This window comes from Burkholderia seminalis DSM 23518 (assembly GCF_902832885.1).
GTDB classification, from domain to species: Bacteria; Pseudomonadota; Gammaproteobacteria; order Burkholderiales; family Burkholderiaceae; genus Burkholderia; species Burkholderia seminalis.
On sequence record NZ_CADFDK010000001.1, the window covers coordinates 821,598 to 841,702 of the forward strand.

The 20,105-nt window shown below is 66.6% G+C and carries 17 protein-coding genes, 2 tRNA genes and 1 pseudogene; 12 read left to right on the forward strand and 8 right to left on the reverse strand.

The annotated features are described in order from the left end of the window. Positions 1–85: 85 nt before the first annotated feature. A tRNA-Leu gene (locus HWX00_RS03890) sits at positions 86–172 on the forward strand. A gap of 161 nt (positions 173–333) precedes the next feature. On the opposite strand, the gene HWX00_RS03895 is transcribed toward HWX00_RS03890, so the two are convergent. After that, complete coding sequence (locus HWX00_RS03895; protein WP_049033213.1) at positions 334–897, reverse strand: flavodoxin family protein; 564 nt, start codon at positions 895–897, stop codon at positions 334–336. 237 nt (positions 898–1,134) lie between these two features. Between HWX00_RS03895 and HWX00_RS03900 the strand changes: the two genes are divergently transcribed. Further along, positions 1,135–1,221: transfer RNA gene (locus HWX00_RS03900), tRNA-Leu, on the forward strand. A gap of 219 nt (positions 1,222–1,440) precedes the next feature. Here HWX00_RS03900 and HWX00_RS03905 read toward each other — a convergent pair. After that, positions 1,441–1,944: an Ohr family peroxiredoxin gene (locus tag HWX00_RS03905; protein WP_175026989.1), complete on the reverse strand. Its 504-nt coding sequence runs from the start codon at positions 1,942–1,944 to the stop codon at positions 1,441–1,443. Between the two features lie 341 nt (positions 1,945–2,285). Here HWX00_RS03905 and HWX00_RS03910 point away from each other — a divergent pair. From HWX00_RS03910 to HWX00_RS03930, 5 genes and pseudogenes are all read left to right on the forward strand, one after another. Next, positions 2,286–3,534, forward strand: a pseudogene (locus HWX00_RS03910) (ROK family protein). Beyond that, entirely contained in the window at positions 3,521–5,074 is a 1,554-nt protein-coding gene (locus tag HWX00_RS03915) for a sugar ABC transporter ATP-binding protein (protein ID WP_034190106.1), read from the forward strand. Before HWX00_RS03910 ends, HWX00_RS03915 begins: the two are co-directional and overlap by 14 nt. Before the next feature lie 40 nt (positions 5,075–5,114). Then, positions 5,115–6,152: an ABC transporter permease subunit gene (locus HWX00_RS03920; RefSeq protein ID WP_034190107.1), complete on the forward strand. Its 1,038-nt coding sequence runs from the start codon at positions 5,115–5,117 to the stop codon at positions 6,150–6,152. A gap of 83 nt (positions 6,153–6,235) precedes the next feature. Beyond that, positions 6,236–7,180, forward strand: coding sequence for an ABC transporter substrate-binding protein (locus HWX00_RS03925; protein WP_034190108.1), 945 nt, complete (start codon positions 6,236–6,238; stop codon positions 7,178–7,180). A gap of 130 nt (positions 7,181–7,310) precedes the next feature. Further along, the gene (locus HWX00_RS03930) at positions 7,311–8,246 is read left to right on the forward strand and encodes a carbohydrate kinase family protein (protein WP_059557869.1); all 936 of its coding nucleotides are present in this window, start codon (positions 7,311–7,313) and stop codon (positions 8,244–8,246) included. 22 nt (positions 8,247–8,268) lie between these two features. On the opposite strand, the gene HWX00_RS03935 is transcribed toward HWX00_RS03930, so the two are convergent. The 3 genes from HWX00_RS03935 to HWX00_RS03945 form a co-directional block, all read right to left on the reverse strand. Further along, positions 8,269–9,999, reverse strand: coding sequence for a SulP family inorganic anion transporter (locus HWX00_RS03935; protein ID WP_175026990.1), 1,731 nt, complete (start codon positions 9,997–9,999; stop codon positions 8,269–8,271). 24 nt (positions 10,000–10,023) lie between these two features. Further along, positions 10,024–10,650 carry a ParB-like protein gene (locus HWX00_RS03940; RefSeq protein WP_034190110.1) on the reverse strand — a complete coding sequence of 209 codons (627 nt, stop codon included), beginning with the start codon at positions 10,648–10,650 and terminating at the stop codon, positions 10,024–10,026. A 120-nt stretch (positions 10,651–10,770) separates the two neighbouring features. Further along, positions 10,771–11,313, reverse strand: a complete 543-nt coding sequence (locus HWX00_RS03945; protein WP_175026991.1) for a GNAT family N-acetyltransferase — start codon at positions 11,311–11,313, stop codon at positions 10,771–10,773. Between the two features lie 282 nt (positions 11,314–11,595). Here HWX00_RS03945 and HWX00_RS03950 point away from each other — a divergent pair, with 282 nt between their 5' ends. From HWX00_RS03950 to HWX00_RS03965, 4 genes are all read left to right on the forward strand, one after another. Continuing rightward, positions 11,596–12,816 (forward strand): MFS transporter, encoded by a 1,221-nt coding sequence (locus HWX00_RS03950; protein ID WP_049031897.1) that lies wholly within the window; start codon positions 11,596–11,598, stop codon positions 12,814–12,816. 214 nt (positions 12,817–13,030) lie between these two features. Then, positions 13,031–13,852, forward strand: coding sequence for a TetR/AcrR family transcriptional regulator (locus HWX00_RS03955; protein ID WP_175026992.1), 822 nt, complete (start codon positions 13,031–13,033; stop codon positions 13,850–13,852). Positions 13,853–14,009: 157 nt separating this feature from the next. Continuing rightward, the gene (locus HWX00_RS03960; RefSeq protein WP_124608008.1) at positions 14,010–15,764 is read left to right on the forward strand and encodes an AMP-binding protein; all 1,755 of its coding nucleotides are present in this window, start codon (positions 14,010–14,012) and stop codon (positions 15,762–15,764) included. Between the two features lie 29 nt (positions 15,765–15,793). After that, complete coding sequence (locus HWX00_RS03965; RefSeq protein ID WP_175026993.1) at positions 15,794–16,711, forward strand: DUF1571 domain-containing protein; 918 nt, start codon at positions 15,794–15,796, stop codon at positions 16,709–16,711. A gap of 27 nt (positions 16,712–16,738) precedes the next feature. Here the strand turns inward: HWX00_RS03965 and HWX00_RS03970 are convergent, their stop codons facing one another. Then, complete coding sequence (locus HWX00_RS03970) at positions 16,739–17,014, reverse strand: PXPV repeat protein (RefSeq protein WP_059557871.1); 276 nt, start codon at positions 17,012–17,014, stop codon at positions 16,739–16,741. Positions 17,015–17,309: 295 nt separating this feature from the next. Between HWX00_RS03970 and hfq the strand changes: the two genes are divergently transcribed. Then, complete coding sequence (gene hfq, locus HWX00_RS03975) at positions 17,310–17,864, forward strand: RNA chaperone Hfq (protein ID WP_034190115.1); 555 nt, start codon at positions 17,310–17,312, stop codon at positions 17,862–17,864. Positions 17,865–17,941: 77 nt separating this feature from the next. Here the strand turns inward: hfq and HWX00_RS03980 are convergent, their stop codons facing one another. Together HWX00_RS03980 and HWX00_RS03985 are read right to left on the reverse strand one after the other, a co-directional pair. Beyond that, positions 17,942–18,649 carry a DUF2968 domain-containing protein gene (locus HWX00_RS03980; RefSeq protein WP_034190116.1) on the reverse strand — a complete coding sequence of 236 codons (708 nt, stop codon included), beginning with the start codon at positions 18,647–18,649 and terminating at the stop codon, positions 17,942–17,944. Between the two features lie 54 nt (positions 18,650–18,703). Continuing rightward, positions 18,704–20,095, reverse strand: a complete 1,392-nt coding sequence (locus tag HWX00_RS03985; protein ID WP_124669117.1) for a sigma 54-interacting transcriptional regulator — start codon at positions 20,093–20,095, stop codon at positions 18,704–18,706. Positions 20,096–20,105: the final 10 nt, after the last annotated feature.

A 20,105-nucleotide genomic window follows, 5' to 3' on the forward strand; every position in this document is an offset into this window, starting at 1 on the left:
TTTTTATCACTTCGGATGAAATTCTGTTGACAGACTCCGGCCACACGCTAGAATAGCGGTCTTCGCACTGCAGCAAGCGAAACGTGCCCAGGTGGCGGAATTGGTAGACGCACTAGGTTCAGGTCCTAGCGGTGGCAACATCGTGGAGGTTCGAGTCCTCTCCTGGGCACCACTTGATTTATAAAAAAGGTCGGCTTCTAGCCGGCCTTTTTCATTTTCAGCCCAGGAAGCAAAGCGCCTGCGCGCTTTGCGCGAGGACTCGAAGAGCTGCGCTTGCAAGCGCAGCCGGCGTCGCGCACACCGGCCGCGGCAATCTCAGGCGTTCGACGCAGATCAGGCACCGCTCCAGCGCTTCGCCGCAATCGCAACGCGCTCGCCCAGCACTTCAGCCGTCTTGCGGTCACTCTCGAGAATCGCGTCGCCGCTCTGGTCCGCATTCGCCTGCGCCATCGCGCCGAGAAACGAGCCGAGCCGGTTCAGATCGTTGACGGACCCCGTGCTGCTATTGTTGCCGGGCATCAGGCCGAGGCTGACCCACAGCATCTGATGCTGGGCCGCAAACACGGCGAGCTGCTGCAACGTCGACAGCTTGTCGCCGCTTTGCGAAGCCGACACCGTGAACCCGGCCGCCAGCTTGTCCCGCCACTTTCCCCAATACTTCGACGACGCATCCATGAAGCCCTTGAACTGGGCGGATGCGCTGCCCATGTAAGTCGGCGAACCGAAGATGATCGCATCGGCATCACGCTCCAGATACGCCCAGTGTTCATCGATCGTATCGACCGGAATCAGCTTGACCGATGCACCGTCGACTTTCTCGACACCGCGCGCGACCGCGTCCGCAATGACGGCCGCGTGGCCATAACCGCTATGAAAAACGACTGCGATTTCAGACATGAAGCACTCCTTGTTGGCAGGGACAAAAAACGTTACCGAGACAGTAACATAAAATGCCGGCTCGGGCCTCTTGGTTCATGTGTATGGTTGCCCCCTCTTCCGTGGACGAAACAACGTGCGAGCCATCGTCACGCGCTGCCGGATCGTGCCAATGAAGATACTTTGCAGGAAACTGTTGACAACGATTCCGGCCACGCTATAATTGCGGTCTTCGCTTCGCAACAAAAAGCGAAACGTGCCCAGGTGGCGGAATTGGTAGACGCACTAGGTTCAGGTCCTAGCGGTGGCAACATCGTGGAGGTTCGAGTCCTCTCCTGGGCACCACTTGATTTATAAAAAAGGTCGGCTTCTAGCCGGCCTTTTTCATTTTCAGCCCAGGAAGCAAAGCGCCTGCGCGCTTTGCGCGAGGACTCGAAGGGCTGCGCTTGCAAGCGCAGCCGGGGTCGCGCCCGTGTGACCGAGTCCTCTCCTGGGCACCACTTGATTTATAAAAAGGTCGGCTTCCAGCCGGCCTTTTTTCATTCCAAGCTCCGGAATCGCGACTTACCTCGCCCCGATCACACGCACCGCGTGCCGGATGCCGCCTCTCACCATCTTCGCATACGGACATATCGCTTCGGTTTCCGCGACCAGCGCACGCGCGTCATCGGGATCGACGCCCGGCATGCCGACCTCGACATCCAGTTCCAGTTCGAACAAGCCGTCCGACGGATCGCGCTGAAACGTCACGCGGGCCGAGACGGCGAGGTCCGCCGGCAAGCGAACCCTGCGCTTCATCGCGACCAGCGTCAGCGCGCCGTGAAAACATGCGGCACACCCAGCGGCAAACAACTGCTCCGGATTCGTCCCGCCACCCACACCGCCCAACTCTACCGGCAAACGCAACGACAGATCGAGTTCGCCGGTTGCCGCGCGTGCGTGCCCGGACGATCGGCCGTGCGCCGCCTCGCCGCCGGTTACGACCACCGTCGTCGTGTAAAGCGGCAGCGGCTCGCTGCCGGAATAAGGATCAAGCAGCGACTCCGAAAGCCGCGTCGCAGGTTGCATGGGTTTCTCCCGGAAAAGGCACGGCGCCCTCCCGATCGCGCCGTGCCGGATGTCCAATGAACGATACCGGACCGTGCCAGCAGGCACCGTCGGGCTTCGCCTCGCGCGGATGGCGGCGACCCGCCATCCCGCGAGCAATCGTGACGCGCAGCCGCATCCCGGTCCATCAGACGAATTCCAAATTTCCCGATTCGACGGCATTCACGATCCATCCCCGATTCCCCGTGCCGACGCCCCGACCGGGATTTCCCTAGGCTGACATGTCGGCGCGCACGCGGTTAAATAAATCAACGTGATTTATTTAATGCACCGCCACACGGTGCAACATGGAAGGAGACGCCATGAGAAGCCCGCACATCGGCCAGGGAAGCAACTCGGCCAACGTGCGCCGTTACAACGAGCGCCTGCTGCTGAAGACGCTGCGCCGCGTGGGCAGCGCGTCGAAGGCCGACCTCGCCCGTCTCGCGAACATGACGGGCACGGCGGTCGGCAGCATCATCGAATCGCTCGCCGACTCGAAGCTGATCGAATTCGCGGGCCGCACCGAGGGCCAGCGCGGCCAGCCGGCCTCGTTGATCCGTCTCGACCCGCGCGGCGCGTTCGGCATCGGCGTCCATCTGGACCGGATGCGCATCGAGACCGCGCTGGTCAACTTCGCCGGCGACGTGCTCGGCCGCCGCTCGCACGACACGCTGCTGCCGCCCCCCCGCCGACGTGCTCGAGATCGTGCGTCGCGACATCGACGCGATGCAGGCCCTGCTCCCCGACCATGAACGCGCGCGCCTGACCGGCGTCGGCGTCGCGCAACCCTACAACCTCGGCGCGTGGATGCGCGAGCTCGGCCTCGCGCCCGACACGTTCCGTGCGTGGGAAGACGTCGATTTCGCGGCCGACCTCGGCCGCATGCTGGCGCTGCCCGTGTTCGGCGAAAACGACGGCAACGCGGCCGCGATCGCCGAGCTGTTCTACGGCTACGGCCGGCAGTGCGACGACTTCGTCTACCTGTTCATCGGGCCGGCGATCGGCGGCGGCATCGCGATCGACGGCGACTGTCTGCGCGGCGTGACCGGCAATGCAGGCGACATCGCCGTGATTCCGGTACTGCCGAGCCGGCTCGCCTCCGCACCGCCGCCGCGCGGCGCGTGGGACATCCTGCTCGCGCGCGCGTCGCTGCACGCGCTCGTGCGTCACCTGCGCCATCACGGCGAGACGGTCGAGAACCGCGCCGATCTCGAAGCGTGCATCGCCCGCGGCCTGCCGGCCGTCGACGAGTGGATCGACGACTGCGTCGACGCGCTCGCACCGGCGTTGCGCGCGGTGCTGTGCGTGGTCGACGCGCCGGTCGTCGTACTCGACGCCGACACCGACGCGGGCCTGCTCGACGCAGTCACGACGCGCCTGCGCTCGGCGCTGGTCGCGACCGCCCCCGAAGCACGCGGCACGCCGACGCTCGTGCGCGGCACGTTCGGCGCGGACGCCGGCGCGATCGGCGCCGCCACGCTGCCGATGTTCTTCAACTTCTCCCCGCGGGCCGGCATCCTCAAGGGCGCCCGCACCGACTCGCAGGAGGTCCACCATGTCGCGTTCTGAGTCGCCCCGTCCGTTGCTCGAGATGCGCGGGATCAGCAAGACGTTCCCGGCCGTACGCGCGCTCGACAAGGTCAGCCTGACCGTCTATCCCGGCGAGATCCACTCGCTGATGGGCGAGAACGGCGCGGGCAAATCGACGCTGATGAAGATCCTGTCCGGCGCATACCGCGCCGACGCCGGCGGCGAAATCCTGATCGACGGCGAACGCATCGAGATCGACGGCCCGCTCGCCGCACGCGATGCGGGTGTCGCGGTGATCTACCAGGAGCTGTGCCTGTCACCGAACCTGACCGTCGCGGAAAACATCTACATCGGCCGCGAACTGCGGCGCGGCAACCGGCGCTGGGGCACGATCGACCGCGCGGCGATGGCGCGCGGCTGCCAGGACGTGCTCGCGCGCCTGGGTGCGCCGTTCGGCCCCGACACGCTCGTCGACACGCTGTCGATCGCCGAACAGCAGCTCGTCGAAATCGCGCGTGCGGTGCATACGCGTGCCCGCATCCTCGTGATGGACGAGCCGACGACGCCGCTGTCGTCGCGCGAAACGGAACACCTGTTCAGCCTGATCCGCCAGTTGCGCGAGGAAGGCCTCGCGATCATCTACATCAGCCACCGGATGGCGGAGATCTACGAACTGTCCGATCGCGTGTCGGTGCTGCGCGACGGCGCATACGTCGGCACGCTCGAACGCGCATCGCTGTCGGCCGAGCGGCTCGTCGCGATGATGGTCGGCCGCGACATCTCCGGCTTCTACAAGAAGGAACATGCGCCGTACGACCCCGGCCACCTGCTGCTGTCGGTCCGCGACATCGCCGACGACACGCGCGTGCGCGGCTGCAGCCTCGACCTGCACGCCGGCGAAGTGCTCGGCATCGCGGGCCTCGTCGGCGCGGGCCGCACCGAGCTCGCGCGGCTGATCTTCGGCGCCGAACCACGCGTGCGCGGCGACGTGAAGCTGGGCGAACGCACGTTCGGCGCGCACTCGCCGCGCGACGCGATCGACGCGGGCCTCGTCTACCTGACCGAGGACCGCAAGCGCCAGGGCCTGTTCCTCGACATGAGCGTGCGCGACAACATCAACATTTCGGTGTGCAACCGCGACGCACGGCTCGGCGCGCTCGACCTCGCACGCGGCGCCGAACGCGCACGCGACGCGATCGCGTCGTTGTCGATCCGTGTCCCGCACGCGAACGTCAACGTTGGCGCGCTGTCGGGCGGCAACCAGCAGAAGGTGCTGCTGTCGCGGCTGCTCGAGACGAAGCCGCGCGTGCTGATCCTCGACGAACCGACACGGGGCGTCGACATCGGCGCGAAATCCGAGATCTACCGGATCATCAACGAACTGGCCCGCGCCGGCGTGGGCGTGATCGTGATCTCGAGCGAGCTGCCGGAAATCATCGGCGTCGCCGACCGCGTGCTCGTGATGCGCGAGGGCGAGATCGCCGGCGAACTCGGCGGCCACACGCATACGCCCATCACGCAGGAAGCGATCATCGCGCTCGCCACCGGCTCGCAGGCCGAACTCGCCGACGCGCACTGAGCCCGCCCTTTCATTTCACTCTTACCTTCAGGTTACCGACATGATCAATCCGACCAAGCAGCGGAACCTCGCTTCCGCGACGGCCCATCCGGTGCCCAACCGTACGCCGCTGCTGCGCGGCGCCGATCAACGCGCCCGCATGCAATCGCTGATCCGCACGGCCGGCATGCTGCCGGTGCTGCTGGTTCTGTGCATCGGCTTCGGCTTCCTGACCGACGGCTTCTTCACGCTGCAGAACCTGTCGATCGTCACGCAGCAGGCGTCGATCAACATCGTGCTCGCGGCCGGCATGACCTTCGTGATCCTGACGGGCGGCATCGACCTGTCGGTCGGCTCGGTGCTCGCCGCCGCGGCCGTCGCCGCGCTGCTCGCGTCGACGATCCCCGGCTGGGGCTGGCTCGGCGTGCCTTTCGCACTCGTCGTCGGCCTCGTGTTCGGCGCGATCAACGGCGGGCTGATCTCGTTCCTGCGCCTGCCGCCGTTCATCGTCACGCTCGGCGCGATGACGGCCGTGCGCGGCGTCGCGCGCCTGATCGGCAACGACACGACCGTCTTCAACCCGCAGCTGCCGTTCGCGTTCATCGGCAACGGCACGATCCTCGGCGTGCCGTGGCTCGTCGTGATCGCGTGCGCGGTGATCGCGATCTCGTGGTTCATCCTGCGCCGCACGGTGCTCGGCATGCGGATCTATTCGGTCGGCGGCAACCCGGAAGCCGCGCGCCTGTCGGGCATCAACGTGCGGGCGATCCAGATGTTCGTGTATGCGGCGTCGGGGCTGCTCGCCGGCCTCGGCGCGGTGATGTCGGCCGCGCGGCTCTATGCGGCCAACGGCCTGCAGCTCGGCCAGTCCTACGAACTCGACGCGATCGCCGCGGTGATCCTCGGCGGCACGAGCTTCGTCGGCGGCGTCGGCTCGATCGTCGGCACGCTGATCGGCGCGCTGATCATCGCCGTCCTGACGAACGGGCTCGTGCTGCTCGGCGTATCGGACATCTGGCAGTACATCATCAAGGGGCTCGTGATCATCGGCGCCGTCGCGCTCGACCGCTATCGCCAGCGCGACTCGGCGCGCACCTGACAGCATCCCGTCGATTCAACCTCGCGGCGCAGGCCGGTCCGCCTGCGCCCGTTCGCCAACAAACCTCTCGGAGACACCACGACATGTTCAAGCACACCGCCGCCCTGACCGCCGTCGCCTGCGCGCTTGCCTTCGGCGCTTCCGCCGCACACGCGGCCGACAAGCCGCTCAAATCGATCGGCGTCACGGTCGGATCGCTCGGCAACCCGTACTTCGTCACCATCGTCAAGGGCGCCGAAGCACGCGCGAAGCAGCTCAACCCGAACGCAAAGGTGACGGCCGTGTCGGCCGACTACGACCTGAACAAGCAGTTCACGCAGATCGACAACTTCATCTCCGCGCACGTCGACATGATCCTGCTCAACGCAACCGATCCGAAAGCCATCGAGCCGGCGGTGAAGAAGGCGCAGGCGGCCGGCATCACGGTCATCGCGGTCGACGTCGCGGCAGCCGGCGCGAACGCGACCGTGCAGACCAACAACGTGAAGGCAGGCGAGCTCGCCTGCGACTACATCGCGAAGAAGCTCAACGGCAAGGGGAACGTGATCATCGAGAACGGCCCGCAGGTGTCGGCCGTGATCGATCGCGTCAACGGCTGCAAGGCCGTGCTCGCGAAAAACGCCGGCATCAAGCTGCTGTCGAGCGACCAGGACGGCAAGGGCTCGCGCGAAGGCGGGATGAACGCGATGCAAGGCTACCTGACGCGCTTTCCGAAGCTCGACGCGGTGTTCACGATCAACGACCCGCAGGCGATCGGCAGCGACCTCGCCGCGAAGCAGCTGAACCGTCCGGGCATCGTGATCACGTCGGTCGACGGCGCACCCGACATCGAGGTCGCGCTCAAGTCCAACACGCTCGTGCAGGCATCGTCGAGCCAGGACCCGTGGGCGATGGCGCAGCAGGCCGTCAACGTCGGCTACGGGATCATGAACGGCCAGAAGCCGGCCAATCCGATGATCCTGATCGAGCCGACGCTCATCACGCGCGACAACGTGAAGACCTACAAGGGCTGGAGCGCGCCGCGCTGAGCGCGCCGCCGTCCGCCCGCGCAACCGGGCAGTGCCGGGCCGGGTCGCCATGCGCGGCGGCCCGCGCTGCCCGCCCTTTCGGATCAACCGCCGTACGGCCGTGCGCAACGCCACGGCACAAGGTTTCGACATGACGACCACGTTCCCTCGCCTGATCGTATTCGGCGAAGCGCTGACCGATTTCATCCGCGACGACGCGCAGCACTGGCACAGCGTCGCCGGCGGCTCATGCTGGAACGTCGCGCGCGTCGGCGCGCGACTCGGCGTGCCGACGGCCTTCGCCGGCACGGTCAGCCGCGACACCTTCGGCGACGAGCTGATGCGCAAGAGCGCCGACGCCGGACTCGACATGCGCTTCATCCGGCAGGTCGACCGCGCACCGCTGCTCGCGATGGTCGTGTCGAAGCAGCCGCCCCACTATTTCTTCATCGGCGAGAACAGCGCCGATCTCGCATTCGATCCGGCGGACCTGCCCGCCGGCGCCTTCGACGCGGCCGAGATCGTGCACGTCGGCTCGCTCGGCGTCGTGCGCGAACCGCTCGCGTCGCGCCTGATCGAGGTCGCACAGGCCGCGCGTGCGGCCGGCAAGCGGATCTCGTTCGACCCGAACTTCCGCGCACCGATGGCCGCGCCGTCGTATCGCGACACGCTGCGCCGGCTGTCCGCGCTCGCGGACTGGATCAAGGTTTCCGACGAGGATCTGCGCGGGCTGTTTCCCGAACTCGACGAAGCCGCCGCGCTCGCGCAACTGCGCGCATGGTCGCCCGACGCGACACTGCTCGTCACGCGCGGCGCATCGGGCATGCAGCTCCTGCATCGCGACACCGTGCTGTTCCAGCCCGCATTCCCGGCCGAAGTCGCCGATACGGTCGGCTGCGGCGATGCGAGCATCGGCGGCTGGCTCGCGAGCCAGCTTGCGCGCCCCGATGCAACGGCCGCCGACCATCTGCGCTACGCGGCCGCATGCGCGGCGGTCGCCTGTGCGCACGCAGGCGCCTATGCGCCGACGGCCGGGGAAGTGGCCGACATGATCGATCGCACGACGGACGTCGCGCTTTCGCGATAGACGGCACCGACACGGCCGGCGGTCATGCGGCAGTCGCGCCGTCGCCGCCGTCCGGCGGCATGCCGGCCTGCAACAGCTGCAGGCTTTCGTCGACGCTCAGCTCCGACATCGCGTCGCCGTGAAGCGTATCGTCCGCCGCGCGGCGCAACGCATGCAGCGCATGCACCTTGAGCCGCACGATCGCGAGCCGCAACCCGCGCGCCGCGCATTCGGCCGCAAAGGTGCGCAGCGATTCGATCGTCGTACCGTCGACGTCCGGCGTCTCCTCGAGGCTCAGCATCACGGTATGCGTATCCGGCGTGGCCTTCATCAGCGCACGCACGCGATTGAGCATCCGGTCCGCGTTCGCGAAGAACAGTTGCGCCTCGGGCCGCACGATCAGCACGCCCGGCACCGGTTTCGCATCGGCGTGGCTCGCGACATCGACGAAATCGTGGCTGTCGCGTAGCCGGCCGAGCACGCTCACGTTCGGCTCGGACAGCTTGCGCAGCGTCAGCAGCAGGCTCACGCCGATGGCCGCGAGCAAGCCGTGCAGCACGCCGAGCACGAGCACCGCGAGCAACGCGGCGATCACGACGAGCCGGTCGCGATGCCACGCCCAATACGGCCGGAAGACGGACGGATGCAGCGAGTGGCTGACCGCGAAGATCACGATCGCCGCGAGCACGGGCTCCGGCGTGCGGGCAAGCTGCGGCAGCAGCAGCCAGACGATCAGCGCGACCACGCCGGCCGCCCACAGGCCGGCAAAGCGCGACTGCGCGCCAGCCGCCTCGTTCGCCGACGTCGCCGAATAACCGGCGCCGACCGGCATGCCGTGCAGCAGGCCCGACACGAGATTCGCGCAGCCGAGCGCGACGAGATCGCGGTTCGGCGACACGGTATCGCCATGCTTGAGCGCGAAATTGCGGATCGATCCGTACGACTCCGCGTACAGGATCAGCATCAGCGCGAACGCGAGTTCGACCGTCTGCATCCACGCGTTGCGGTCGAGACGCGGCAAGCCGAATTCGAGGTGCCGGAAGTCGATCTGGCCGACGATCGCGATGCCGTACCGTTGCCAGTCGATCGCGTAACCTGCCGCGATCGACAGCACGATCACGACGAGCGTCGCGGGCACGCGCGCGCCGCGCCCGAGCACGAACAGCAGCGCCAGCGCGGTCGCGCCGAGCACCATGCTCGCGAGGTTCGCGTGCGGCGCGCCGGCGATCAGGTCGAGCGCGACGTGCGGCGCATCGCTGTGCTGCACGGAGATCGCGAGGATCTTCGGCAACTGCTTGATGACGATCGTCAGCGCGAGGCCGAACGTGAAGCCGCGCAGCACGGGCCGCGCGACGAAATCCGACATGCCGCCGAGCCGCGCGGCGCCCGCGAGGATGAACAGCATGCCCGTCATCGCGACGAGCGCCGCCGCGAGCGCGAGTTGCGCGGCCAGCGCCATGCCCGATTCGGCGAGCACGGTTGCCGCGAGCACCGCGGCCGACGACGACGTCGACGACACGATCGCAAAGCGGCTGCTGCCCGTGAGCGCATAGACGACGAGCCCCGACAACAGCGCGATCAGGCCGGCCTGCGGCGGCAGGTTGGCCAGCCCCGCATACGCGACCGCTTCGGGAATCAGCAGCCCCGCGATCGACAGGCCGGCCAGCGCATCGAGGCCGATGCGCCGCCTGGGCGGCGGCGAAGCCGTATCGAGCGCGGCGAAATGGTCCGCATGCTGCGGGCCGGCATCGGGGCGGATCGGGGCGGTCGTCATGAGTCGGTCGGCGCCGTGCGCCGGTCAGGGTTTGACGGCGATGACGCCCGACCAGCCGGGCAGGTAGCGCGCATCCTGCTCGTGCGCGCGATGCAGCGCGATATCGAGCGCCTTCGAAAAATTCTTGCGGATCTGGTCGAGCGACACGTGCTGGCGCAGGTAATCGGCCCACAGGAATTCGCTGAACGGCGTCGCGTCCTTCGCATAACCGCCCGCCGTGCGCAGTTCGCCCGCGAGGCTGCGGTACGGATCGTCCTCGAGCCCCGTCAACGCCTTCGGCAGATGCGCATAGTCGCGCCGCGATCCGTCCGCGCCGAACGGATGCACCCACTGATTGTGCTCCATCATCCGCCAGAAGATCGTGTCGTCGAGCCACGACAGATCCTTCAGCAGCATCGCGTTCACGCGCGACTCGCCCTCCTCGATCAGCGCGAGGCCGAGATGGTGGTGATCGGTGATGTAGTGCAGCCCGTCCGGGCCGAGGACGGCCGGGAACCAGTGCGATTCGATCGCCGCCTTGCGCGCACGCTTGTCGAGCCCCTTCCAGTGCTTGCGCTTCGCCTTGACCTCGCGATACCCGACCGTCATCTGCGTCGGACGCAGCGCGTCGAGCCGGACGGGAATGAGATGAACGTCGTTGCCGAGTGCCATGGTCGTACCCCATGTTGCGAAATTCCGGCAACGATACTCCGGATCGCATGGGCCGTTAATCCGTCATGACCTCGATACGCCTCCGATTGACAATCCCTGACAACCGTCCGCGCCTGCGCGCTACGCGCGCAGGTCGTTGCGTTCGAGACGATGACGAATGTAAGGAATGCCGTCGTGCACGACGCTCACGCGCTGCATCCCGAGCTTGCGCGCGACGTTCAGCGAGCCGCCGTTGGCTTCCGCGATATCGGCGATCACGCGCGGCAGGCGCACGGTGTCGAACGCGTGACGCACGAGGGCTTGCGCAGCCTCGCTCGCGATGCCGCGCCCCCAGGCCGCACGCACGAGCCGCCAGCCGATCTCCACGTCGCGCGCGCCGTCCGCGTAGTCGGGAATCAGCAGGACCCAGCCGATGAACGCGTCGGGCGCGGCCTTCTCGAAGATCGACCAGTAGCCGAGGCCCGGCGGATAGTCGCGCGTGATCCGGTGCGTGACGAAGCGGCGATGCGCGTCGGAGTCGTGCCACGGGCCCGCGATGTGCCGCGTGACTTCCGGATCGCGATCCATCTCGACGCACGCCTCAAGGTCGGCCAGCACGCGCGGACGCAGCCACAGCCTGTCGGTTTCGAGCACGGGCAATTCGGCGGCGGAACATTGATTCATCCGGACTCCTGATTCGGTGACGATGCGCATCGGGCGCATTACAGAATTGATACAAAAAGCCTTCCGGAATGATACAGACGCCTGTCGCTTGGCTCGCGCCGCCTCGTTGCCATTTCCGAAACAGTTCATTTCGTAGGGATTATTCCCGATTCGGGCTTATCGCGCCCCACATCGCGCGGCGCGGAGGCCTACACTCGATCAGTGCCTCCCGCGCCGCGCGCATGCCGGGCCGGCATCCGCATGCATATCGCGAGCGCGCAAGCCAACGAGGAGACCCCGGACATGAGCTGGACCCGCGAACAACGCAACGTCACGATCGCCGCCTACCTGGGCTGGACGCTCGATGCGTTCGATTTTTTCCTGATGGTTTTCGTGCTGAAGGACATCGCCGCGGAATTCGCGTCGACGATCCCCGCCGTCGCGTTCGCGCTCACGCTGACGCTTGCGATGCGCCCGCTCGGCGCGCTGATCTTCGGCCGGCTCGCCGACCGCTTCGGCCGCCGCCCGACGCTGATGGTCAACATCGCGTGCTATTCGCTGCTCGAGCTCGCGTCCGGTTTCGCGCCGAGCCTCACCGCGCTGCTCGTGCTGCGTGCGCTGTTCGGCATCGCGATGGGCGGCGAATGGGGTGTCGGCTCCGCGCTGACGATGGAGACCGTGCCGACCCATGCGCGCGGCTTCGTATCGGGGCTGTTGCAGGCCGGCTATCCGAGCGGCTACCTGCTCGCGTCCGTCGTGTTCGGCCTGTTCTACCAGTACATCGGCTGGCGCGGCATGTTCATGATCGGGGTGCTGCCCGCGCTGCTCGTGCTGTATGTCCGGGCGCACGTGCCGGAATCGCCCGCATGGAAACAGATGGAGAAGCGCCCGCGCCCGAGCCTCGGCGCCACGCTGAAGCAGAACTGGAAGCTCACGGTCTACGCGATCGTGCTGATGACCGCGTTCAACTTCTTCTCGCACGGCACGCAGGATCTCTACCCGACCTTCCTGCGCGAACAGCATCACTTCGATCCGCATACCGTGTCGTGGATCACGATCGTGCTGAACCTCGGCGCGATCGTCGGCGGCCTGTCGTTCGGCACGATCTCGGAGCGGATCGGCCGGCGCCGCGCGATCTTCATCGCCGCACTGATCGCGCTGCCCGTGCTGCCGCTGTGGGCATTCTCGAGCGGGCCGGTTGCCCTCGCCGCCGGTGCGTTCCTGATGCAGATCTCGGTCCAGGGCGCGTGGGGCGTGATCCCGGTTCACCTGAACGAGATCTCGCCCGACGAAATCCGGGCAACCTTTCCCGGTGTCGTCTATCAGCTCGGCAACCTGCTCGCGTCCGGCAACGCGACGATGCAGGCGTCGCTCGCCGTTTCGCACGGCAACAACTACAGCCTCGCGCTTGCGCTCGTGGCCGGCACCGTCGCGGTCGTGATCGCCGTGCTGATCCTGTTCAGCCGCGAACGGCGCGGCATCGACATGACGCAATCGGTCAATACGCGTAGCACCGTCGGCTGAATCCGCACGTTTGCGCATCGCACCATCGCGCGCGCCCCGCCAGGCCGGGGCCGCGCGTCGCACTTTCCGCATTCGCACATCGAACTAGAGGAATTTGTCCAGATTCCCCGCTTGCCCGCCGTGCCCGCGTTTTTTATCTTAATAAAAACGACTGTTTGAATCAGATAATCAAATCACCTGTTCGCGGCTGGGAAACCGGCATGGGAGGCGGAACATGGCAGTAAGTCAGGAGGGGCGGCCATCCGCGGGACGGCCGTCCGGGGCACGGTCATCCGGCACGCGGCAGACCGGCGGGACGAAGGCGCGCATCCTCGATGCGGCCGAGGACCTGTTCATCGAGCATGGCTTCGAGGCGATGTCGATGCGGCAGATCACGTCGCGCGCGGCGGTCAATCTCGCCGCGGTCAACTACCACTTCGGCAGCAAGGAGGCGCTGATCCACGCGATGCTGTCGCGCCGGCTCGACCAGCTCAACCAGGAACGCCTCGGCATCCTCGACCGCTTCGATGCGCAGCTCGGCACGCACATCACCTGCGAGCACGTGCTCGGCGCGATGTTCATCCCCGCGCTGAAGGCGTCGCGCGACCCGGAACGCGGCGGGCCCGGGTTCCTCCGGCTGATCGGGCGCGCCTATACCGATCCGTCGCCGTTCGTACGCAACTTCCTGACCGCCCACTACGCGAGCGTCGCGGGCCGCTTCTTCGACGCATTCCAGCGCGCGCTGCCGCACCTGCCGCGCACCGAGCTCGGCTGGCGGCTGCATTTCGCGATCGGCGCGTTGTCCGGCGCGCTCGCCGGCGCCGAAACGGAGAGCCTGATCGACGAATTCTCGCAAGGCCGCACGATGAACGACGTACAGATGATCGCGCGGCTGTCGTCGCTGATCGTCGCCGCGCTGAAGGCGCCGATGCCCGACAGCGCGCAGCTGTCGATCTTCGCCGCGGTACTCGACGACGCGGGCGCGAGCGAAGCGTTCGGGCTGCCGCAATCGGGCGCGACGAGCGCCGGCACGGCGACGCTGCATTCCGCGAACTGAGCGCGCGAGGCCACGCGCGGCTTCCTGTTCACGATTTGATTGATACGCGCGGTCAGGCGGGGCGTCGAGGCGCCCGCGCCGATCGACCGCGAAGCACGGGGCATGGGCAGGCGCCGAAGCGCCCGCCCTCGCCGAAAGCAAAGACCGGAGACACGTCATGTCATCTTCCGCAGCAACCACGACGGCCCAGATCCCGCCGAACACCGACGGCATCTGGTACGCGTCATATCCGCCCGGCGTCCCGCACGACATCGACGTCACGCAATACGCGTCGCTCGTGCAGTTCTTCGACGAATGCACGACCCGCTTCGCCGACCGCGTCGCATACGTGAGCGCCGGCGCGTCGATGACTTACCGCACGCTCGCGCGGAAGGTCGACGCATTCGCGTCGTACCTGCAAAGCCTCGGCGTGAAGCCGGGCGATCGCGTCGCGATCATGCTGCCGAATACGTTCCAGTACCCGGTCGCGCTGTTCGGCACGCTGAAGGCCGGTGCGATCGTCGTCAACGTCAATCCGCTCTACACCGTGCGCGAACTCGCGCACCAGCTGAAGGACAGCGGCGCACAGACGATCGTCGTATTCGAGAACTTCGCACGCACGCTGCAGGACGCGCTGCCTGAAACGCAGGTGAAGCACATCGTCGTCACAGCACTCGGCGACCTGCTCGCCGACGGTTTCAATGCGAAAGGACGCCTGATCAATTTCGTGCTGAAGCACGTGAAGAAGCTCGTGCCGGCCTACCACCTGCCGCAGGCCATCCGGCTGCGCTCCGCCCTCGCGCTCGGCGCGCGCGGCAAGCCGCAGCCCGTGCAGACGACGCGCGACGACCTCGCGTTCCTGCAATACACGGGCGGCACGACCGGGGTCGCGAAAGGCGCGATGCTCACGCACGGCAACCTGATCGCGAACCTGCTGCAGGCGAAGGCGTGGATCGCCGACCAGGTGTCGGGCGACGTCGAGACCGTGCTCACGCCGCTGCCGCTGTATCACATCTATTCGCTGACGGTGAACGCGTTCATCTTCATGGGACTGGGCGGACGCAACATCCTGATCGCGAACCCGCGCGACATGAAGATGGTGATGAAGATCATCCGCAACGAAACGTTCACGGGGATCACCGGCATCAACACGCTGTACAACGCGTTCCTCGACAACGAGGAATTCCGCAAGCGCGACTTCTCGAAGCTCAAGCTTGCGATGGCCGGCGGGATGGCGATGCAACGCGCGGTCGCGGAGCGCTTCCAGCAGGTGACGGGCCGGCCGGTCGTCGAAGGCTACGGGCTCACCGAGTGCTCGCCGATCGTCACGATGAACCCCGTGGACCTGAACGACATGGCCGCGTTCAGCGGCTCGATCGGGCTGCCCGCGCCATCCACCTCCGTGCGCTTTCGCCGCGAGGACGGCACCTGGGCGCCCGTCGGCGAGCCGGGCGAACTGTGCGTGCACGGCCCGCAGGTGATGCGCGGCTACTGGCAGCGCCCCGACGAGACCGCCAAGGTGCTCGACGCCGACGGCTGGCTCGGCACCGGCGACATCGGCGTGATGGACGAACGCGGCTTCATCCGCCTGATCGACCGCAAGAAGGACATGATCCTCGTGTCGGGTTTCAACGTGTATCCGAACGAGATCGAGGAAGTGCTCGTGATGCATCCGGGCATCAGCGAGGCGGCGGCGATCGGCATTCCGGACGAAGTCCAGGGCGAACGGATCAAGGTGTTCGTCGTGCGCCGCGACCCGTCGCTGACGGTCGACGACGTGCTCGCGCACTGCCGCAAGAACCTGACCGGCTACAAGATGCCGAAATTCGTCGAGTTCCGCGACGCGCTTCCGCAGACGAACGTCGGCAAGATCCTGCGCCGCGCGCTGCGCGACGAGGAGCTCGCCAAAATCAAGGCCGCGAAGCAAGGCTGAACGATCCATCGCTCCGGGAGGCACTGTCGATGAACGAAGGAATGAAGCGCCGCGCACGACATGCCGCCGCCGCGGCTGTCGCCTGCCTGCTGTCGCTCGCGCACGCGGGCCTGCATGCGCAGGAAACGGCCGATGCCGCGAGTGCGGCGCAGGAGGCCGCATTGCCGGCGGACCTGGCGAAAGTCGCGCGCGAGCCGCTCGCGCAACAGGCACGCTGGCTGCGCACGGCCGCGCAGCGCGGCACGCTCGCGCAGCTCGACGACGCGACGCTCACCGCGCTCTTCAAGGCGCTCGATCCGCTTGCCGTGCCGCTCTATATCCGTAACGGTCCGAACGGCTATCCGTCGTACCAGTTCACGATGGTGCGCCAGGAGCGCATCAGCGGAAAGTGGTCCGACACGCCCGACCGCATGCTGGTGAAGACCACCCGCGAGCCGCTGCGCGTCTATGCGAAATGGCTGCCGGGCGGCGCGCACGCGGGACAGGAAACCATCTACGACACGACGCAGCGCAAGGACGAGATGTATGGCCACCTGGGCGGCCTGCTCGGCAAGATTCCGCTGTGGACGTCGCTCGACGGCGCGCTGGCGCGTGCCCAGTCGAATCACCAGGTGAAGGATCTCGGCACCGAGTTCATCACGAACCTGTACCTGACCGAAGGGAAGAAGTACCTGGAAGCCGGCGTGCAGCGACCGACCCAGATCGAGGCAAAATCGATCGGCGGCGTGCGCGTGGTCGCGCTCACCTACGAGACGCCGACCGGCCGGCCGCAGTTCTATGCGAAAAAGGAAGTCCTCGGGCTCGACCTGCACGCGCCCTATTTCCGGACCGTCGAGTCCTATGACAACGACGGCAGGATCTTCGAGCGGATCGTCATCGAGAAAATCGCGCCGGCCACGCTCGACGACACCGCATTTGACCCGAAAAACCCCGACTACGCATTCTGATTCGCGCCGGCGCGGCTGAAGTCGGGATCAATCGTCGTCGCCGTGGTGCTTGCGCCAATGCTTGTCATAGTGCTTGCGCCACTTCCGGTAGCGGTCGTCGTCGTCATCGCCGTAGTAGCCGTATCCGTAGCCCGGATAGGCGACGACGGCCGGCTGCGGCGCCACATAGACCGGTGCCGGCTCGACATAGACCGGCGCGACCGGCACGCCGATGCCGACCGACAGGTCGACATGCGCCATTGCACTGCCGGAGGCCAGCAACGCCACACCCCCGACCCACCCCGCCCATTGCCTCGTGTTCATGTTCTGCACCCCTGGTACGCCGGCCTGCCCGGCTCGCGCGGCCAATGTAAGCGCACCGCACGCGGCGAGGTGATACGGCGCTGCGAGAGTCGTAACGCGACGTAACGAAACGGCTTCGGCCATTCGGCCGAATCGCGAAAATGCGCTGGAACGTCTATAGTGGGTTACGGTTCGACACAATCACGACTGCGCGCTTCCCTATTGAACAGGGTAGAATCCCGCCAAACACCTTGTGGACGAACACGCCACACACACGCACAACATATTCTCTGACGCAGGCTCCTGCCGCACCTCAATGGCCAATCCCGCAGAATCCCATCCGCAAAACGACTTCATCAATTCGGCGCGCAAGGAACGTAAGCGCGTTGAAATCTATCTCGTCAACGGCATTCGTCTGACGGGGTGTATCGAGTCGTTCGACCAGTACCTGGTGATGCTGCGCACCCCCGTGGGTCTGCAAGGCATCTACAAGCGCGCGATTTCCACCATCCAGCTCGACACGGGCGGCTCGCGCCCGGGCGGCGGCGGCCCCCGCGGGCCGCGCACCGGCGGCCGCCCCGGCGGTCGTGAAGGCGGCGGTCACAGCCCGTACGGCTCGCACGGCGGCCCGCGCGAATCGCGTGGCGACGGCGGCGGCTACGGCTCCCGCGAACCGCGTGAAGGTTATGGCTCGCGTGAGCCGCGCGAAGGCTACGGCGCCCCGCGCGAACCCCGTGAACCGCGCGAGAGCTATGGCGCGCCGCGCGACAGCGGCGATGCCTCCGGCAACACGTCGTCGCCGGATACACGCGGCGGCAACGGTCCGGTGATCGTCACACGCCGCCGGCGGATCGTGCCGGACGGCCAGTAAAACAAAAGGGCAAGCCAACCGGCTTGCCCTTTTCGCTTGTGCAGCCGGCGCGGCATGTCGCCGCACCGCCGCCGGGTTCAGCGTGCCGACGTCGGCAGGCCCGCGTCGGCCTCACGCTGCAACGAGCGCACCTGCTGCTGCAACGCGCGCAGTTGCGACTGGAGTTCGGCTTGTTGCGCCTGCAATGCCGCCGTCTCGCTGCGAACGCTCTTCTGCCGATCCGCGACCGCCGCCTGCTGCTGGCGTGCGATCGAGATGTCGGCCTGCAGGCGTCGTGCGCGATCCTGCGTGACCTCGAGCTGCTTGTCCAATTGCGCCTTCTGCGATTCCAGCTTCGCCGCCCGCAGTTCGTTGACGGCCAGCCGCTCCGCCTGGCGCGAGAAATCGCGATAGATCGCTTCCGCGCGCGTTTCGTCGTACGTCTTGATCACGCGCCAGAACGCCTTCTGCTGGAACAGCGCGACGAAGTACGCACCGTCCTTCACATTGAACAGCAGGCTCGCGCCGTAGCTGCCGTTGTAGCTCGTGCGCATTTCCGTCAGCGAGTGCGCCTGGATCTGGCGCTGCAGATCGTCGACCGTGCTCGGCCCCGTCGTCTCGCCCGCTTGCGGCTGCAGCGACGTCTGGGCCTGCGAATCGATCGCCGGAATCGCTGCTACCGGCGCCGACGCCTGCTGTACCGCCGGCGAATCGCTGCCGGCCAGCCCCTGCGCGAAAGCGCCCTGCATGCCTCCTACCAGGGCGAGCAACACGCTCACCCGCCCCAACCCCGTCATATGGCTCATGAAGTTTTATTCCCGCCCGAGTCGTTGTGATTCAGCGCGATTTTATCGCATTAATTACTCGCTTTCGCGTGTCTCGGGTTCTTCGTCGAAGATCTGATATTTGCGCATTTTTTCCCACAGTACCTTGCGGCTGATGCCGAGTTGCTGCGCCGTATCCTGACGGCGCCAACCGTTTGCGTCGAGCGCGGCAATGACGCGGTTGCGCTCGTTCATGTCCCACTTGCTGCGATCGACGAACACCTCGGCCGCGCTCTCCACCGGTACCGGCTGGGCCGAACTGCGCGCGTGCGCGATCAGCCGCTGCAGCCGCGCGGCATCCCACCCGCCCGTCTGCCGCACCGTCACGCCGACGCGCTCGGCGAGGTTGCGCAATTCGCGCACGTTGCCGGGGAAGTAACTGTCCGCGACCGAATCCGTCAGCCAGTACGGCAGGTCCGACAGCTCCGCGAGCCGCTCCTCGCCGACGACCTGGGCGACGAACGACTTGAACAGCGCGATCTTGTCGACGGCGCCGCGCTCTTCCAGCGACGGAATGCTCAGCTCGATCACCGCGAGCCGGTAGTAGAGATCGGCACGGAACAGCCCTTCCTTCACGAGCTGCGGCAACTTCTTGTTGCTCGCCGCGACCAGCCGGAAATCGACCTTGATCGGCGCAGTCGCCCCCACTCTCAGCACCGCGCCATCCTCGAGCACGCGCAGCAGCTTGACCTGCTGGTACAGCGGCAGATCGCCGACTTCGTCGAGAAACAGCGTGCCGCCGGCCGCCTGCTCGAAATAGCCTTTATGCGCAACAACCGCGCCCGTGAACGATCCTTTCGCATGACCGAAGAACAGCGATTCGAACAGGCCGTCGGGAATCGCGCCGCAGTTCACCGGCACGAATTCGCCGTGCCGGTAACGCGAATGCTTTTCGTGCAGCAGTTGCGCGATGCGTTCCTTGCCGACGCCGGTTTCGCCGTGCAGCAGCACGTTGGTGTCGCAATCGGCGAAGGTATCGACTTCATGCAGCAGCGCCTGCATCGATTCGGAGTGCGCGACGAGTTCGGACGGCTGCGACGTTTCGGCCGAGTGCGCACGCAGCTGCGTGACGAGCTTGCCGATCATGCCGCGCAACTCGGCGCACGTGAAGTCGAGCGGCAGGATGTGCGAATAATCGGGCGGATATTGCGACGCGTCGTGGTCGCGCGCCGCGCCGACCCAGACCACCGGCATGCCGATGTTGGCCTGCCAGTCGCGCAGGAACGCGGCGCCGCCTTCGATCATCGTCACGCTGATGATCGCGAGCGACGGCCGCAATGCGGCGCGCTCGGGCGAGATCTCCGCGTTGTCGGCGCGGATCACTTCGACGTCGAAGCTCGCCATGCACCGGGCGACGCGGTCGACTATGTCCGCCTTGCCTTCCCAGACGTACAGGTCGAGCTCTTCGATTGCGGGCGTATTTCTCATCTGATCTGCT

Bases quoted from the DNA above. Each gene is read 5' to 3' on its own strand.
- HWX00_RS03895 (WP_049033213.1), bottom strand. From the start codon at position 897: ATGTCTGAAATCGCAGTCGTTTTTCATAGCGGTTATGGCCACGCGGCC.
- HWX00_RS03960 (WP_124608008.1), top strand. From the start codon at position 14,010: ATGTCATCTTCCGCAGCAACCACGACGGCCCAGATCCCGCCGAACACC.
- HWX00_RS03930 (WP_059557869.1), top strand. From the start codon at position 7,311: ATGACGACCACGTTCCCTCGCCTGATCGTATTCGGCGAAGCGCTGACC.
- hfq (WP_034190115.1), top strand. From the start codon at position 17,310: ATGGCCAATCCCGCAGAATCCCATCCGCAAAACGACTTCATCAATTCG.
- HWX00_RS03985 (WP_124669117.1), bottom strand. From the start codon at position 20,095: ATGAGAAATACGCCCGCAATCGAAGAGCTCGACCTGTACGTCTGGGAA.
- HWX00_RS03940 (WP_034190110.1), bottom strand. From the start codon at position 10,650: ATGGCACTCGGCAACGACGTTCATCTCATTCCCGTCCGGCTCGACGCG.
- HWX00_RS03970 (WP_059557871.1), bottom strand. From the start codon at position 17,014: ATGAACACGAGGCAATGGGCGGGGTGGGTCGGGGGTGTGGCGTTGCTG.
- HWX00_RS03965 (WP_175026993.1), top strand. From the start codon at position 15,794: ATGAACGAAGGAATGAAGCGCCGCGCACGACATGCCGCCGCCGCGGCT.
- HWX00_RS03945 (WP_175026991.1), bottom strand. From the start codon at position 11,313: ATGAATCAATGTTCCGCCGCCGAATTGCCCGTGCTCGAAACCGACAGG.
- HWX00_RS03950 (WP_049031897.1), top strand. From the start codon at position 11,596: ATGAGCTGGACCCGCGAACAACGCAACGTCACGATCGCCGCCTACCTG.
- HWX00_RS03935 (WP_175026990.1), bottom strand. From the start codon at position 9,999: ATGACGACCGCCCCGATCCGCCCCGATGCCGGCCCGCAGCATGCGGAC.
- HWX00_RS03980 (WP_034190116.1), bottom strand. From the start codon at position 18,649: ATGAGCCATATGACGGGGTTGGGGCGGGTGAGCGTGTTGCTCGCCCTG.
- HWX00_RS03925 (WP_034190108.1), top strand. From the start codon at position 6,236: ATGTTCAAGCACACCGCCGCCCTGACCGCCGTCGCCTGCGCGCTTGCC.
- HWX00_RS03915 (WP_034190106.1), top strand. From the start codon at position 3,521: ATGTCGCGTTCTGAGTCGCCCCGTCCGTTGCTCGAGATGCGCGGGATC.
- HWX00_RS03920 (WP_034190107.1), top strand. From the start codon at position 5,115: ATGATCAATCCGACCAAGCAGCGGAACCTCGCTTCCGCGACGGCCCAT.
- HWX00_RS03955 (WP_175026992.1), top strand. From the start codon at position 13,031: ATGGCAGTAAGTCAGGAGGGGCGGCCATCCGCGGGACGGCCGTCCGGG.
- HWX00_RS03905 (WP_175026989.1), bottom strand. From the start codon at position 1,944: ATGCAACCTGCGACGCGGCTTTCGGAGTCGCTGCTTGATCCTTATTCC.